Raw genomic sequence first — 15,832 nt, forward strand, 5'->3', positions numbered from 1 at the left:
TTATAAACTAAATTTAAGTGAACAGGTTATTATGAGTATATGTGTTGCTGGAAGGTTTCCACCTCCAATCGGCGGAGTTAGTGTTTATGTTACAAGGCGTTACGCTGGATTACTTAAAGCTTCAGAGCAAGTTACAAAGTTAGATTTCTCAGAAAAGAACTTTTTACTTAATTTGTTTAATTCTAAAGCTCAAAAGTATGAAGTTAATTCTCTTAATTTATTTGTTGTTTTAGCTTTCTTATTTTTAGGGAAAATAAGAAATAGTGTTTTTATCGATCATAATGCTTCAAGGCACTATAGCGGTATCAAGAGAAAACTATTATTAGCTATTTTAAAATATTGTGACGGGATTTATGTTGTTAATCCGAAGCTAGTCCTTTTTTATCCGCCTCAGTTTAATGTCGAGTTGATATCACCTTTTTTACCACCTGACGAGTCAGAGTACAACTCTATAGTTGAAAATTATCCAGAGCCTGTAAAAACCTTCATTAACGATGGTAGTTTTACGGTTAATTCTGCTTGGAAATATATTCCCTGTGAAGGGGAAGATCTATATGGTGTAGGGACAAGTTTAAAACTACTTGATGCTATACCTAGCATGAAATTATTATTGGTTATAGGGATCTATGAACCAGAGATATTACCTGAAGAATGTAAAGAATTAATTGAGAAACATATTGAATCAGGTCGTCTTTGTATTTTAACAGGCCAGCATCAACTCTGGCCTGTGTTTAAAAAAAAGCCAACCTGTTTGAGGTTAACACCAACAGATGGTGATAGCGTTAGCGTAAGAGAAGCATTATATTTTTCTTGCTTGACTATAGCTTCTAATTCAATCGCTCGTCCGAAAGGGTGTGTGAGTTATGAATATGATTCTTTCGAAGATTTAAAAAGAGTATTAATAGAGCATTTATAAATGAAACAAATATTACAAGATATGGCAAAAGGCGGCTCAACTATAGTTGAAGCTCCTGTTCCTCAGGTAACAAAAAATAATGTAGTGATAAACACTACAACCACGCTCATATCTGCAGGTACTGAGAGAATGCTCGTTGATTTTGGTAAAGCTAATCTAATCGATAAAGCACGTGCACAGCCTGACAAAGTAAAAATGGTATTGGAAAAAATGCAAACCGACGGTGTAATGACAACAATTGATGCTGTTAAGTCTAAACTTGCGCAACCATTACCATTAGGCTATTGCAACGTTGGTGTTGTTGAAAGTGTAGGTATTGGTGCTGATGACTTTAAAGTGGGTGATCGCGTTGTATCAAATGGGCCTCATGCTGATGTAGTACGTGTAGCCAAAAATTTAGTTGCTAAAATTCCCGACAATGTATCTGATGAAGATGCTGCTTTCACTGTTGTAGCCAGTATAGGTTTGCAAGGTATACGCTTAGCTAAACCGACAATGGGTGAATGCTTTGTCGTTACAGGCGTAGGTTTAATTGGTTTATTAACGGTACAAATGTTACGGGCGCAAGGCTGCCGTGTATTAGCCATTGATTTTGACCAATCGAAACTTGATTTAGCTAAGCAGTTTGGCGCAGAAACTTGTAACCCTGGTAAGGGTGAAGATCCCGTTGCTGCAGGTATGGCGTTTAGCCGCGGCGTTGGTGTTGACGGCGTTATTATTACCGCATCAACTAAATCTAACGACCCTGTAACACAAGCCGCACGTATGAGCCGAAAACGTGGTCGAATTATTCTTGTTGGTGTTATCGGTTTAGAACTAAGCCGTGCTGATTTTTATGAAAAAGAATTAACTTTTCAAGTTTCATGCTCTTATGGCCCCGGTCGTTATGATCCAAGTTATGAAGAGCAAGGTAACGATTACCCATTAGCCTTTGTTCGTTGGACAGAGCAACGTAACTTTGAAGCTATACTCGATATGATGTCTGGCGGTCAAATTGATGTTAAACCATTAATTACCCATCGTTTTAAATTTGAAAATGCTAGTGATGCTTATGATTTATTAATAACTGATAAAAGTGCATTAGGTATTTTGTTACAATTTGAATCGGATACTTCAACTCGGCATGCAAAAACGATTAAATTAACGGCTACACCAAATTATCAAGCAAATGAGCCTATTGTCGGTTTTATTGGTGCAGGTAATTATGCCTCGCGTATGCTAATCCCTGCTTTTAAAGAGGCTGGTGCCCAGTTTCATAGTATCTCTACCTCTGGTGGCATTAACGGTGTTACTCATGGTGAAAAAGCGGGGTTTGCTGAAGCTACCACTGATACTCAGGCCATGATTGAAAACCCGAGTATTAATACTATCGCTATTGTTACTCAGCATAACAGTCACGCTTACTTTGTTCAGCAAGCACTGAATGCGGGTAAAAATGTTTTTGTTGAAAAACCTTTAGCTATAACGCATGAAGAATTAGACGCTGTTAAAGCAGCTTATGAAGAAGCGATTAAAGCGGAGAAAACCCCAAAGTTGATGGTAGGTTTTAACCGTCGTTTCTCCCCACAAATCCAAAAAATGAAAGCTTTATTAAAGCCTATAAAAGAACCTAAGTCTTTCATTATGACTATGAATGCTGGAAAAATCCCTGCAGATCATTGGACGCAGGATATTAATGCAGGTGGTGGCCGTATTATAGGTGAGGCATGCCACTTTATTGACCTAATGCGTTATTTGGCAGATAGTAAAATTGTTTCTGTTCAAGCGCGTAGAATGGGTGATTCTGATGCAGTTGAAGTTACTGAAGATAAAGCCGCTATTATTTTAGGCTTTGCAGATGGTTCATTTGGTACTATTTTATATTTAGCTAATGGTGCAGCTAGTTTCCCTAAAGAACGTGTTGAAGTTTTTGCCGCTGGGGGTACTTTACAACTAGATAACTTTATTAAGTTAAAGGGCTTTGGCTGGAAAGGGTTTAAAAAGATGAATCTTTGGAAGCAAGATAAAGGTCAAACAGCTTGCTCTGCAGCTTTTATTGACTCTATAAAGCAAGGAACTGTTGCACCAATACCTGCCGATGAATTATTTGAAGTAGCTAAAGTCACTATTGATATTGCAGAGCAGTTACGTTTACAAAAATGAGCTTGGTTAAAATCAAAACAGCACTCGGATTAGGTATACCAAACCTGATCCGAGTATTTTTATATCAGTTAGGCTTGAAAACAGGTCTTAATAAAGCGAAAGCGATTAAGAGCGATATTGAGTCAGGTGAATTCTTTACTTCTTATAATGGCGCTTTAGTTAATTATGAAGCTAATTTGCAATGGATTAATAAGCATACTTATTTTGGTATTGAAAAAGTAAATTCATCAATACCAAACTGGCATAAAAACAATCTAAATGGTGAGTTAGCTCCTTCAGACCGACCTTGGTATTTGATAGGCGACTTTAATAACCAGTTGGGTGATATTAAGGGTGTTTGGGAAGCTTCACGATTTGATTGGGTGATCGGTTTTGCTCAACAAGCAGTTAGTGGTGATAAAGGCGGTGTTGATAAAGTTAATACTTGGTTGGCTGACTGGATTGAGAAAAATCCTACCTATAATGGTGTTAATTGGAAGTGCGGGCAAGAAGCCTCTATTAGGGTTATGCATTTAGCATTAGCTTCATTATTGTTACAGCAAACACAAAATACTACTCCAGCATTATTGAGTCTAATAAAAGCACATTTGAAGCGTATATCACCAACAATTATGTATGCGGTTGCCCAAGATAACAACCATGGAACCTCTGAAGCGGCAGCACTTTATATTGGCGGTTCATGGCTTGTGTTAAATGGTGATGAAGATGGTGTAAAATGGCAAAAACAAGGTTTGAAATGGCTTGAAAACAGATCAACTAAACTAATTGAGACTGATGGTAGTTTTAGTCAATACTCAACAACATATCACCGTGTAATGTTAGATACTTATAGTTTGGTTGAAGTTTGGCGACAAAAGCATAAGTTAGCTGATTTTTCTGAACGTTTATACACAAAATTAAAAGCAGCTACCAATTGGCTGTTTTATTTTACTGATGTTAAAACTGGCGATACTCCTAACTTAGGGGCTAATGATGGGGCACGTTTAATCCCTTTAACCGGTACAGATTATCGAGATTTTAGGCCCAGTGTTCAGTTGGCTAGTGTATTGTTTTTTAATAAAATAGCTTATGAGGGGGAAGGTGAGTTTAATGTCCCGCTTGAATGGTTAGCATTGAAAACTCCTACTCAAAGTTTTTTTAATAAAACACCGGTGGATTTTGTTGATGGTGGTTATACTTTTTTAACTGCTTCTAATGCGGCGTTATATTTTAATTATCCAAAATTTAAGTTTAGACCAAGTCAATGTGATGCATTGCATGTTGATTTTTGGCTAAATGGACAAAATGTCTTTAGAGATGGAGGCACATTTAGTTATAATGCAGGCCAAAAATATATTGATTATTATAGTGGTGTAAAAAGCCATAATACTATTGAGTTTGACTCACACGATCAAATGCCTCGTTTGAGCCGATTTTTATTAGGCGACTGGCTAAAAACAACAAGTAAAAAACCACTTGAAATATCAGGAGATAAACAACAAGTTGCTGCTGGCTATAAAGATCGCTTTGGTTGTGAGCATATACGTGACATTTCCTTACAACCTAACTTGCTAACAATTACAGATAGAATTACGGGCTTTAAACAAAAAGCTATACTGCGATATAGACTTACCCCAGCTAACTGGAAATTAGTTAGGAATACTCTTGTTAGCGAGTTGTGTCGTATTAGCTTTTCAGCCGATACTAGTATTAAACGTATAGAACTAATTACAGGCTTTGAATCTCGCTATTATTATCAAGAATCAGAAATACCAGTACTTGAAATAGAAGTTAACAAGTCTGGAACACTTACCACGGAAGTACAATTTTAATTATGCATGTTTTATATTTTCACCAGCACTTTTCGACCCCTAGCGGCTCTACAGGTATTCGTTCATACGAAATGGCGCAGCGTTTATTAAAACATGGTCATCAAGTTACTATGGTTTGTGGCAGTTATGGTGGGGGAGAAACAGGTTTATCTCCAGAGTTTGTAAAAGGCCGCCGAGAAGGGATTGTTGATGGTATTAATATCATCGAGTTTGACTTAGCTTATTCTAATGCTGATGGGTTAATAAAACGTGCAGGTACTTTTTTAAAGTTTGCTTTTAAGAGTGTTTTAATTGCCTTGACTCATAAATATGATGTCTTATTTGCAACGACTACTCCATTAACAGCCGGAATTCCAGGTATATTTACACGTTGGCTAAGAGGTAAACCGTTTGTTTTTGAAGTGCGAGATTTATGGCCAGAATTGCCAAAAGAAATGGGTGTTATTAAAAACCCGATAGTATTAGCTGCTATGTCAGCTTTGGAGTGGTGCTCATATCGTTCAGCTCATCGTTGTATTGGCTTGTCTCCCGGTATTGTTGAAGGTATTAAAAAGCGTGGCGTAAAAGCTAGTAAAGTTGAAATAGTTCCAAACGGATGTGATTTAACAATATTTGCTGAGGGTGTTACTTCTTGGCGGCCTGATGGTGTAGCTGATACTGATTTAATGGCTGTATTTACTGGCACCCATGGACAAGCTAATGGCTTAGATGCGGCATTAGATGCAGCAGCTGAACTAAAAAAACGTGATCGTGACGATATCAAACTAGTTTTTGTTGGGCAAGGCAAGTTGAAAGAGGGCTTGCAGGCAAGAGCTAAATTAGAAGGGTTGGATAATGTAATATTTCACCCCCCTGTTAATAAAAGTAAACTTGCAGAGTTAATGAAAGGCGCAGATATTGGTATGCAATTATTGGCGAATATACCTGCATTTTATTATGGTACTTCACCAAATAAATTTTTTGATTATATTTCTGCGGGCTTACCTGTTTTGAATAACTATCCTGGATGGCTAGCGGGCATGATTAACGAGCATGATTGTGGGTATGCTATAGAGCCAGACAATGCGTTAGCTTTTGCCGATGCTCTAGAAAATGCTGCCGATAATAAAGAGTCATTACCTGAAATGGGAGCTAATGCACAAGCTTTAGCTAAACAGAACTTTAATCGTCATAATTTAGCTGATAAATGGGTAACATGGGTAACAGGAGTTGTAAAATGAAACGCCTCTTTGATTTTATAGTCGCACTTTGTGCTTTACTTACTTTATTACCTATTATCTTTATTGTTACAGTATTAATTAGAATTAAATTAGGCTCGCCTATTTTATTCACTCAAGACCGTCCCGGTTTACATGGTAAAGTGTTTAAAATGATGAAGTTTCGTACCATGCTAGATGCAACGGATAAGCAGGGTAATCAATTACCAGATGACCAACGTATGACACCCTTTGGTGCTTTTCTGCGCTCAGCGAGTTTGGATGAATTACCCGGTTTATTAAATGTATTAAAAGGTGATATGAGTCTTGTTGGCCCTCGTCCGTTATTAGTACAATACTTACCGCTTTATAATGATGAGCAAAAACGTCGTCATAATGTAAGGCCCGGTATTACCGGTTGGGCGCAAGTAAATGGCCGAAATGCTATTAGTTGGGAACAAAAATTTAATTATGATGTTTGGTATGTTGATAACCAAAGCTTTTGGCTAGATATAAAAATATTACTACTTACTGTTAAAAAAGTATTTGTACGCGAAGGTATTAGTGCTGATGGCCATGTCACTATTGAACCATTTAAAGGCTCTAGCAGTGAATAAAAAAATAGCAATTGTTGGAGCAAGTGGTCATGGTAAAGTTATTGCAGATATCGCCGAGCAACTTGGCTATATAGTTAACTTTTATGACGATGCGTACCCTAGTAAAAAGTATATTGAACATTGGCCGATACACGGTACTTGTGCTGATTTACTCGCCTTAAATATTACAGATAATACTATTGTTGATAGCGCCGTTGTAGCTATTGGTAATAACGAAATTCGCCAACAAAAAATGCAGTTGTTAAAAAAGAATAATTTTAATCTGATTACATTGATTCACCCAAGTGCAGTTATTAGTCAATATGCAAAAATCGAAACAGGTACGGTGGCTTTTGCAGGCTCAGTGATTAATGCATTTGCTAAAGTGGGGACTGGTTGTATTATCAATACTGCTGCAGTTGTTGAGCATGATTGCATTATTGAAGATTTTACTCATATATGCCCTAATAGTGCGTTAGCTGGCGGTGTTACCGTTGGCAAAAAAAGCTGGATAGGCATTGGTAGCCAAGTAAAGCAGTTGGTGACAATTGGTGACAATTGTTTGATTGGTGCTGGTAGTGTAGTTGTAAAAAACATACCTGATAATGTTACCGTGTTTGGTTCACCTGCTGTGGTAATTAAAGGTAACTAAAATATTCTCTAACTTTTCTGGCTATTTATTCAGCCAATATAAACAAAACATCACCTGCTGTCACTTTGTTAATATTGCTAGCATTGATTGCTTTTGCTATCATTTGATTATGGTTTATTAGAAAAGGTGTTTATTATGCCGAGTTTAAGCATACGAAAAATAGAAGTTGAAACGTTAGAACTGTTAAGGCGGCAAGCTGCTGAACATGGCGTTTCAATGGAAGAAGAAGTTAGACAAATAATTAAACGTTCTGTAACAACACCTGAAAAGCTTGGAGATTTGGCAACACGTTTATTTAGTCCTGCTTATGGTGATGAATTAGCTATTGAACCTAGACAGCTACATGAGCCTATTAAGTTTTAATAATGATAATACTTGATACTAATATTGTTTCTGAATTTATGACTTCACCACCGGCAAGTTCCGTCCTTAACTGGTTGAATCATCAAAAGGTTTCATCTTTATATTTAACAAGTATTACCGTTGCCGAAATAAATTATGGATTAGGTATTATGCCTAATGGTAAGCGTAAAAAGTTACTTGAAGAACGTTTTAAACTATTTGTTGATTCTGCATTTAAGCAACGTATTTTAAGCTTTGATGAAAATGCAGCGATACTTTATGGTGATTTAATGGCTGAAAAACGTAAAATAGGTAAACCCATGAGTTGTTTTGATGGCCAAATTGCAGCAATAGCACGCTTACATAGCTATTCTATTGCGACACGTAACATTAAAGACTTTACTCATTGCCAACTAGATTTGATTAACCCTTTCGATTTTAATACACACTAACACTTGTTTCTTTCTCGTGAAGGAGTAAGTGTTTTCAGGATCTATTCATGTTAAACACCCCATTCTCACCGTGGCCTAGCTTCACCCAAGAAGAAGCTGACAAAGTATCATCTGTTTTATTGTCAAACAAAGTGAATTATTGGACTGGTCAAGAAGGTCGTGAATTTGAAAAAGAATTCGCAGCTTGGTGCGATACAAAATACGCAGTTGCTTTAGGTAATGGTACTTTGGCGTTAGACATTGCTTTAAAAGCTATGTCTATTGGCGCAGGTGATGAAGTTATTACAACACCACGTACTTTTTTAGCGTCTGCTTCAAGCATTGTAACTGCAGGGGCTAAACCTATTTTTGCTGATGTTGATTTAAACAGTCAAAACATTACAGCCGCATCTATTGAAACAGTATTAACGCCGCAAACCAAAGCCGTTATTGTGGTTCATTTAGCTGGCATGCCTGCTGAAATGGATGCCATTATGGCGTTAAGTGCAAAATATGGTTTTTATGTGATTGAAGATTGCGCACAAGCGCATGGCGCAAAATATAAAGGACAACCTGTTGGTTCTATTGGTCATGTTGGCGCTTGGTCTTTTTGCCAAGACAAAATTATGACCACAGGTGGTGAAGGCGGCATGGTTACCACTAATGATGAAATCTTATGGAAAGCTATGTGGGCTTATAAAGACCACGGTAAATCATGGGATGCCATTTATAATAAAGAACACCCTCCTGGCTTTAGGTGGTTACATGAAAGCTTTGGCACCAACTGGCGTATGACCGAAATGCAAGCCGCTATTGGCCGTATTCAGTTAACTCGAATGAAGTATTGGACTTCATCTCGTCAAAATAATGCTAAACAGCTTGATAACGCAGCACGTGAATTTGACTTAATTCGAGTTGTTGAAGTGCCTGAGTACAGCGAACATGCAGAATATAAGCATTATATGTTTATTAAACCTGAGTTTTTAGCTGATGGTTGGGATCGTGATCGCATCGTAAATGAAATAGTCGCCCAAGGCGTACTGTGCTTTCAAGGTAGTTGCTCTGAAGTGTATTTAGAAAAAGCATTTGATAATACCGGTTTTAGACCTGAAAAACGTTTACCTAACGCGGTTGCATTAGGTGAAACGAGTTTAATGTTTTTGGTACATCCTACACTTACGCAAAGTGAGATTGATAAAGCAACACAAGTTATGAAAGAAGCATTTGCACTAGCTTCTAAGTGACGTTTCACCACATAAAATAAATTAACCACAGAGAGCACGGAGGGCACAGAGGTGGAACGAGTTCATTAGTATTTCCCCCGTGTAGCGAAGCGACTCGGTGTTCTCGATGGTAAAAAATTAAGAACATTGTGGAAGTAACCTAAGGGCTTTATGCAGAAAGAGGTTATGAGGCGCTGCGCTTTAGAGAAGACAAAGCAGGTTTTAGGTTTATTGTTTTCTCATTTACTCTCATTCTCTGCTCATTGTGAATATTGATTTAAGGTCTTTATGCACAAAGAGGTTATGAGGCGCTGCGCTTTAGAGAAGACAAAGCAGATTTTAGGTTTATTGTTTCTCATTTAATCTCATTCTCTGCTCATTGTGAATATTGTGAATATTGGGGTTTAGGGCTTTATTCACAAAGAGATTAAGAGACGCTGCGCTTTAGAGAAGACCAACTAACGTTTAATGTTTTCTCATTCACTTCTCATTGTGCATATTGGTTTAAGAGTTTTATGCACAAAGAGGCCAAGAAGCGCTGCGCTTTAGAGAAGACAAACTAACGTTTATTGTTTCTCATTTACCCTCATTTTCTTCTCCTTGTGAATATTGATTTAAAGGCTTTATTCACAAAGAGATTAAGAGGCGCTGCGCTGAAGAGAAGACAAAGCAGATTTTAGGTTTAATGTTTTCTCATTTACCCTCATTTTCTTCGTGAGCTTACGGCAGCCTAGCTCAACTTCCCCCTTTTGATCTGTTTTAATGATCGCAACCAAATTACTAGGATGCAATCATGCCAAACCAAGATCAATTAACAACGGTCGTTACTGCTTTTGAGCACTGGCGTAGCAACAGAAGTGGTCGTCAAGTCACAACGCCCATCGCATTGCGTGAGCAAGCCGTAGCATTACTCAATCACTATTCTTCTAGCAAAATAACATCAGCATTAAGGATCAGTGGCGGCCAGCTCAAGCAATGGCGAAATACGCTTGAACCTGCTGAAAAAGCACCGCTATTTGTGCACCTTCCTATTTCACCACCGCCATTACTCACACAACCGCCCTTTACTGTTGAACTACGCTTTGCCCAAGGTAATGAAATGTCTTTATCTGGTGTTATTGATACTAACATCATCATTTCGCTCATTGGGGCAATGAAATCATGATCCATTTAACCGCTGACACCCACATATTAATCGCGATTGAACCCGCTGATTTTCGCCAGGGCATTGATGGTTTAGCCGCAACATGCCGTTATAAATTATCGGTCAACCCACGTTCGGGTACTGTGTTTGTCTTTATTAATCGCAATAAAACCATGGTGCGCGCATTATCGTATGATGGTACTGGCTTTTGGCTCATGACCAAGCGTTTATCTAAAGGAAAGTTTCAAAATTGGCCGTCATCAAACAAAAGTATTGAACAGATCATCGCGAAAAAACTGCGAAAACTATTGTGTGACAACGATCCATTATGGGAAAAAACGGATCCTCTTTACTGAGTAAAATCATTGAGATAAACACTTGATTTTTACTTTTATCGGATCATAATGCCTGCAAAATAAACCTGTACCAAACACTAAAACTCTGGACGTACCGTGAGCAAACCTTTTACCGACATTGATGGCAAAGCCCTTGAAGCGCTGATAGAGCGCGTGAACGAGGCCAAAGAAAACAATCTGGCCTTAAGCCCAGAGGATTATCAGTTATTACTTGATGCGTTATTGACCTTAGCCACCACGCAAACCCGCTTAGCGAATCATGATGTTACCGTGCATAAACTGCGAAAATTGTTAGGTATTGAAAAATCATCTGAAAAACTAGGCTCGGTGCTTAAGCAAACTAAAGCGTCATCGGGCAAGAAAAATAAAAAGCGTAGCAACGATAATGGTGAAGGTTTCACCCCGGTTAAACCCACGATTATCGTTCATGGACTAGTTGACGTAAATAAAGGCGATACCTGTGTTGAGTGCTTAACCGGTAAGGTTTATAAAACCGAGCCAGGTAGCTTGCTACGTATCACCGGACAAAGTCCTTTCAAACCTGAGCAGCATGTCATGGAGCGTCTTCGTTGTAATACCTGCGGTGCTTATTTTACCGCACCACTGCCGGACGATGTCTTAACCGATGGCTTAAGTACTCAAAAATATGGTTATTCAGCACGTTCTTTAATGGCGATTTATAAATACTTTGCTGGACTGCCTTTTTATCGTCAAAGCAGTATTCAAAAATTACTGGGAGTAAAAATCACCGCGTCAACGGTTTTTGACCAAGTAGAGCTTGTTTGTAATGCTATTTATCCCGTGTACCAATTGCTCTTCAATTTAGCGGCTGATGGTAAACACTACTATTTAGATGACACAACTAACCGTATTCTTGATGCGAAATCGGTGATAAAGAAAGCACGCAACAGTGAGAAAGTCATCACACGTACGGGCGTTTATACCTCAGGTGTTATCGCAACGCTGGCTGATAACCGTCATATTGTTTTATTTGAGACTAACATCGGGCACGCGGGAGAATTCATTGACAGTATTTTGCACAAGCGCAGTCAATCATGCACCAAACCACTCATCATGAGTGATGCGCTAGCGAGCAATCGGCCGACGGTACGTGAGGCGATAACGTCACTGTGTAATAGCCACGCAAGACGACAATTTGTAGATGTTATCAATCACTTTCCAATTGAGGTCGAGCATGTCCTCAAACGTTATGGCGAAATATGGGTCAATGATGACCATACGAAAGAAGAAAAGTTAACCCCGACTGCAAGGCTTGCTTACCATCAGCAACATTCGCTGCCCATTATGGAAGCCATAAAATTGTGGGGAGAAACGCATTTAGCCAATGAAACCGTTGAAGAAAACAGTGGCCTAGGCAAAGCTATTCGCTACTTTATCAAACATTATGTCGGACTGAGTTACTTTTGCAGCACTGAAGGAGTAAAAATCGACAATAATCGTATTGAAGCGATGCTCAAAATTGTGGTGAGAGACAGAAAAAACGCGATGTTCCACAAAACCTTACTGGGGGCAACGATTGGGGATGTCATTACCTCGGTCATCGCGACGGCAAGTGAGGCGGGTATTAATGTCTTTGACTACTTCACCACCTTACAACGAGAAAAAGAGCAGGTAAAAAAGACCCCTGAAGATTATTTACCCTGGAATTATCTCGCTAAAAATTCAATCACCTAAAAAAACCAAACACGATGATTTAGGCTTTACCGCCTAGGTCAAGCTGTACCTGAAAAAATCGTGATGTCACGCTACGCTGCCGTAAGCTCACAAGGACTTTGTCCGGTGATACGTAGCAAGCTACCTGGCTCGGTTTTATAAACCTTACCGGTTAAGCACTCAACACAGGTATCGCCTTTATTTACGTCAACTAGTCCATGAACGATAATCGTGGGTTTAACCGGGGTGAAACCTTCACCATTATCGTTGCTACGCTTTTTATTTTTCTTGCCCGATGACGCTTTAGTTTGCTTAAGCACCGAGCCTAGTTTTTCAGATGATTTTTCAATACCTAACAATTTTCGCAGTTTATGCACGGTAACATCATGATTCGCTAAGCGGGTTTGCGTGGTGGCTAAGGTCAATAACGCATCAAGTAATAACTGATAATCCTCTGGGCTTAAGGCCAGATTGTTTTCTTTGGCCTCGTTCACGCGCTCTATCAGCGCTTCAAGGGCTTTGCCATCAATGTCGGTAAAAGGTTTGCTCACGGTACGTCCAGAGTTTTAGTGTTTGGTACAGGTTTATTTTGCAGGCATTATGATCCGATAAAAGTAAAAATCAAGTGTTTATCTCAATGATTTTACTCAGTAAAGAGGATCCGTTTTTTCCCATAATGGATCGTTGTCACACAATAGTTTTCGCAGTTTTTTCGCGATGATCTGTTCAATACTTTTGTTTGATGACGGCCAATTTTGAAACTTTCCTTTAGATAAACGCTTGGTCATGAGCCAAAAGCCAGTACCATCATACGATAATGCGCGCACCATGGTTTTATTGCGATTAATAAAGACAAACACAGTACCCGAACGTGGGTTGACCGATAATTTATAACGGCATGTTGCGGCTAAACCATCAATGCCCTGGCGAAAATCAGCGGGTTCAATCGCGATTAATATGTGGGTGTCAGCGGTTAAATGGATCATGATTTCATTGCCCCAATGAGCGAAATGATGATGTTAGTATCAATAACACCAGATAAAGACATTTCATTACCTTGGGCAAAGCGTAGTTCAACAGTAAAGGGCGGTTGTGTGAGTAATGGCGGTGGTGAAATAGGAAGGTGCACAAATAGCGGTGCTTTTTCAGCAGGTTCAAGCGTATTTCGCCATTGCTTGAGCTGGCCGCCACTGATCCTTAATGCTGATGTTATTTTGCTAGAAGAATAGTGATTGAGTAATGCTACGGCTTGCTCACGCAATGCGATGGGCGTTGTGACTTGACGACCACTTCTGTTGCTACGCCAGTGCTCAAAAGCAGTAACGACCGTTGTTAATTGATCTTGGTTTGGCATGATTGCATCCTAGTAATTTGGTTGCGATCATTAAAACAGATCAAAAGGGGGAAGTTGAGCTAGGCTGCCGTAAGCTCACAAGTCCTTTCAAACCTGAGCAGCATGTCATGGAGCGTCTTCGTTGTAATACCTGCGGTGCTTATTTTACCGCACCACTGCCGGACGATGTCTTAACCGATGGCTTAAGTACTCAAAAATATGGTTATTCAGCACGTTCTTTAATGGCGATTTATAAATACTTTGCTGGACTGCCTTTTTATCGTCAAAGCAGTATTCAAAAATTACTGGGAGTAAAAATCACCGCGTCAACGGTTTTTGACCAAGTAGAGCTTGTTTGTAATGCTATTTATCCCGTGTACCAATTGCTCTTCAATTTAGCGGCTGATGGTAAACACTACTATTTAGATGACACAACTAACCGTATTCTTGATGCGAAATCGGTGATAAAGAAAGCACGCAACAGTGAGAAAGTCATCACACGTACGGGCGTTTATACCTCAGGTGTTATCGCAACGCTGGCTGATAACCGTCATATTGTTTTATTTGAGACTAACATCGGGCACGCGGGAGAATTCATTGACAGTATTTTGCACAAGCGCAGTCAATCATGCACCAAACCACTCATCATGAGTGATGCGCTAGCGAGCAATCGGCCGACGGTACGTGAGGCGATAACGTCACTGTGTAATAGCCACGCAAGACGACAATTTGTAGATGTTATCAATCACTTTCCAATTGAGGTCGAGCATGTCCTCAAACGTTATGGCGAAATATGGGTCAATGATGACCATACGAAAGAAGAAAAGTTAACCCCGACTGCAAGGCTTGCTTACCATCAGCAACATTCGCTGCCCATTATGGAAGCCATAAAATTGTGGGGAGAAACGCATTTAGCCAATGAAACCGTTGAAGAAAACAGTGGCCTAGGCAAAGCTATTCGCTACTTTATCAAACATTATGTCGGACTGAGTTACTTTTGCAGCACTGAAGGAGTAAAAATCGACAATAATCGTATTGAAGCGATGCTCAAAATTGTGGTGAGAGACAGAAAAAACGCGATGTTCCACAAAACCTTACTGGGGGCAACGATTGGGGATGTCATTACCTCGGTCATCGCGACGGCAAGTGAGGCGGGTATTAATGTCTTTGACTACTTCACCACCTTACAACGAGAAAAAGAGCAGGTAAAAAAGACCCCTGAAGATTATTTACCCTGGAATTATCTCGCTAAAAATTCAATCACCTAAAAAAACCAAACACGATGATTTAGGCTTTACCGCCTAGGTCAAGCTGTACCTGAAAAAATCGTGATGTCACGCTACGCTGCCGTAAGCTCACTTTTCTTCTCCTTGTGAATATTGATTTAAAGGCTTTATGCACAAAGAGGTTATGAGGCGCTATGCTTTAGAGAAGACAAAAAACAGGTTTTAGGTTTATTGTTAATGTTTTCTCATTTACCCTCATTTTCTTCTCCTTGTGAATATTGATTTAAAGGCTTTATGCACAAAGAGATTAAGAGACGCTACGCTTTAGAGAAGACAAAAAACTGGTTTTAGGTTTATTGTTAATGTTTTCTCATTTACCCTCATTTTCTTCTCCTTGTGAATATTGATTTAAAGGCTTTATGCACAAAGAGGTTAAGAGGCGCTACGCTTTAGAGAAGACAAAAAACTGGTTTTAGGTTTATTGTTAACGTTTTCTCATTTACTCTCATTCTCTGCTCATTGTGAATATTGGTTTAAAGGCTTTATTCACAAAGAGGTTAAGAGGCGCTGCGCTGAAGAGAAGACAAAAAAACAGGTTTTAGGTTTATTGTTAATGTTTTCTCATTTACTCTCATTCTCTGCTCATTGTGAATATTGGTTTAAAGGCTTTATTCACAAAGAGATTAAGAGACGCTACGCTTTAGAGAAGACAAAAAACAGGTTTTAGGTTTATTGTTAATGTTTTCTCATTTACCCTCATTCTCTGCTCATTGTGCATATTAGTGTAATA

The 15,832-nt window shown here is 39.0% G+C and carries 16 protein-coding genes; 13 read left to right on the forward strand and 3 right to left on the reverse strand.

The features are described from left to right. The first annotated feature begins 31 nt into the window (after window positions 1–31). The 12 genes from GQS55_RS03505 to GQS55_RS03560 all read left to right on the forward strand — a co-directional run bounded on the left by GQS55_RS03505 (window position 32) and on the right by GQS55_RS03560 (window position 12,504). The gene (locus GQS55_RS03505; RefSeq protein ID WP_159818028.1) at window positions 32–916 is read left to right on the forward strand and encodes a hypothetical protein; all 885 of its coding nucleotides are present in this window, start codon (window positions 32–34) and stop codon (window positions 914–916) included. After that, on the forward strand, window positions 917–3,058 hold the full coding sequence (locus GQS55_RS03510) for a bi-domain-containing oxidoreductase (protein WP_159818030.1): 2,142 nt from the start codon (window positions 917–919) through the stop codon (window positions 3,056–3,058). After that, entirely contained in the window at window positions 3,055–4,869 is a 1,815-nt protein-coding gene (locus tag GQS55_RS03515) for a heparinase II/III family protein (RefSeq protein WP_159818032.1), read from the forward strand. Before GQS55_RS03510 ends, GQS55_RS03515 begins: the two co-directional genes overlap by 4 nt. A gap of 2 nt (window positions 4,870–4,871) precedes the next feature. Further along, window positions 4,872–6,089 (forward strand): glycosyltransferase family 4 protein, encoded by a 1,218-nt coding sequence (locus GQS55_RS03520; protein ID WP_159818034.1) that lies wholly within the window; start codon window positions 4,872–4,874, stop codon window positions 6,087–6,089. Beyond that, entirely contained in the window at window positions 6,086–6,682 is a 597-nt protein-coding gene (locus GQS55_RS03525) for a sugar transferase (protein WP_159818036.1), read from the forward strand. The genes GQS55_RS03520 and GQS55_RS03525 overlap by 4 nt, the downstream gene beginning before the upstream one ends. Beyond that, window positions 6,675–7,313 carry an acetyltransferase gene (locus tag GQS55_RS03530; protein ID WP_328698889.1) on the forward strand — a complete coding sequence of 213 codons (639 nt, stop codon included), beginning with the start codon at window positions 6,675–6,677 and terminating at the stop codon, window positions 7,311–7,313. The genes GQS55_RS03525 and GQS55_RS03530 overlap by 8 nt, the downstream gene beginning before the upstream one ends. 135 nt (window positions 7,314–7,448) lie before the next feature. Further along, window positions 7,449–7,676 carry a FitA-like ribbon-helix-helix domain-containing protein gene (locus GQS55_RS03535; RefSeq protein WP_159818040.1) on the forward strand — a complete coding sequence of 76 codons (228 nt, stop codon included), beginning with the start codon at window positions 7,449–7,451 and terminating at the stop codon, window positions 7,674–7,676. Window positions 7,677–7,678: 2 nt separating this feature from the next. Continuing rightward, on the forward strand, window positions 7,679–8,107 hold the full coding sequence (locus GQS55_RS03540) for a type II toxin-antitoxin system VapC family toxin (protein ID WP_159818042.1): 429 nt from the start codon (window positions 7,679–7,681) through the stop codon (window positions 8,105–8,107). A gap of 47 nt (window positions 8,108–8,154) precedes the next feature. Next, window positions 8,155–9,330, forward strand: a complete 1,176-nt coding sequence (locus GQS55_RS03545) for a DegT/DnrJ/EryC1/StrS family aminotransferase (protein ID WP_159818044.1) — start codon at window positions 8,155–8,157, stop codon at window positions 9,328–9,330. A gap of 772 nt (window positions 9,331–10,102) precedes the next feature. Continuing rightward, window positions 10,103–10,474, forward strand: coding sequence for a hypothetical protein (locus GQS55_RS03550; protein WP_159818046.1), 372 nt, complete (start codon window positions 10,103–10,105; stop codon window positions 10,472–10,474). Next, window positions 10,471–10,809, forward strand: a complete 339-nt coding sequence (gene tnpB, locus GQS55_RS03555; RefSeq protein ID WP_159817815.1) for an IS66 family insertion sequence element accessory protein TnpB — start codon at window positions 10,471–10,473, stop codon at window positions 10,807–10,809. The genes GQS55_RS03550 and tnpB (GQS55_RS03555) overlap by 4 nt, the downstream gene beginning before the upstream one ends. A 96-nt stretch (window positions 10,810–10,905) precedes the next feature. Continuing rightward, window positions 10,906–12,504: an IS66 family transposase gene (locus GQS55_RS03560; protein ID WP_159818048.1), complete on the forward strand. Its 1,599-nt coding sequence runs from the start codon at window positions 10,906–10,908 to the stop codon at window positions 12,502–12,504. Window positions 12,505–12,575: 71 nt separating this feature from the next. On the opposite strand, the gene GQS55_RS19770 is transcribed toward GQS55_RS03560, so the two are convergent. The 3 genes from GQS55_RS19770 to GQS55_RS03575 form a co-directional block, all read right to left on the reverse strand. Further along, entirely contained in the window at window positions 12,576–13,034 is a 459-nt protein-coding gene (locus GQS55_RS19770) for a hypothetical protein (protein ID WP_201294558.1), read from the reverse strand. Between the two features lie 96 nt (window positions 13,035–13,130). Continuing rightward, window positions 13,131–13,469, reverse strand: coding sequence for an IS66 family insertion sequence element accessory protein TnpB (gene tnpB, locus GQS55_RS03570; protein WP_159817815.1), 339 nt, complete (start codon window positions 13,467–13,469; stop codon window positions 13,131–13,133). Beyond that, window positions 13,466–13,837 carry a hypothetical protein gene (locus tag GQS55_RS03575; protein ID WP_159818046.1) on the reverse strand — a complete coding sequence of 124 codons (372 nt, stop codon included), beginning with the start codon at window positions 13,835–13,837 and terminating at the stop codon, window positions 13,466–13,468. The genes tnpB (GQS55_RS03570) and GQS55_RS03575 overlap by 4 nt, the downstream gene beginning before the upstream one ends. Before the next feature lie 2 nt (window positions 13,838–13,839). Between GQS55_RS03575 and GQS55_RS03580 the strand changes: the two genes are divergently transcribed. Continuing rightward, the gene (locus GQS55_RS03580; protein WP_201294559.1) at window positions 13,840–15,084 is read left to right on the forward strand and encodes an IS66 family transposase; all 1,245 of its coding nucleotides are present in this window, start codon (window positions 13,840–13,842) and stop codon (window positions 15,082–15,084) included. Window positions 15,085–15,832 lie beyond the last annotated feature (748 nt).

This window comes from Colwellia sp. 20A7 (assembly GCF_009832865.1).
Taxonomy (GTDB): Bacteria; Pseudomonadota; Gammaproteobacteria; order Enterobacterales; family Alteromonadaceae; genus Colwellia.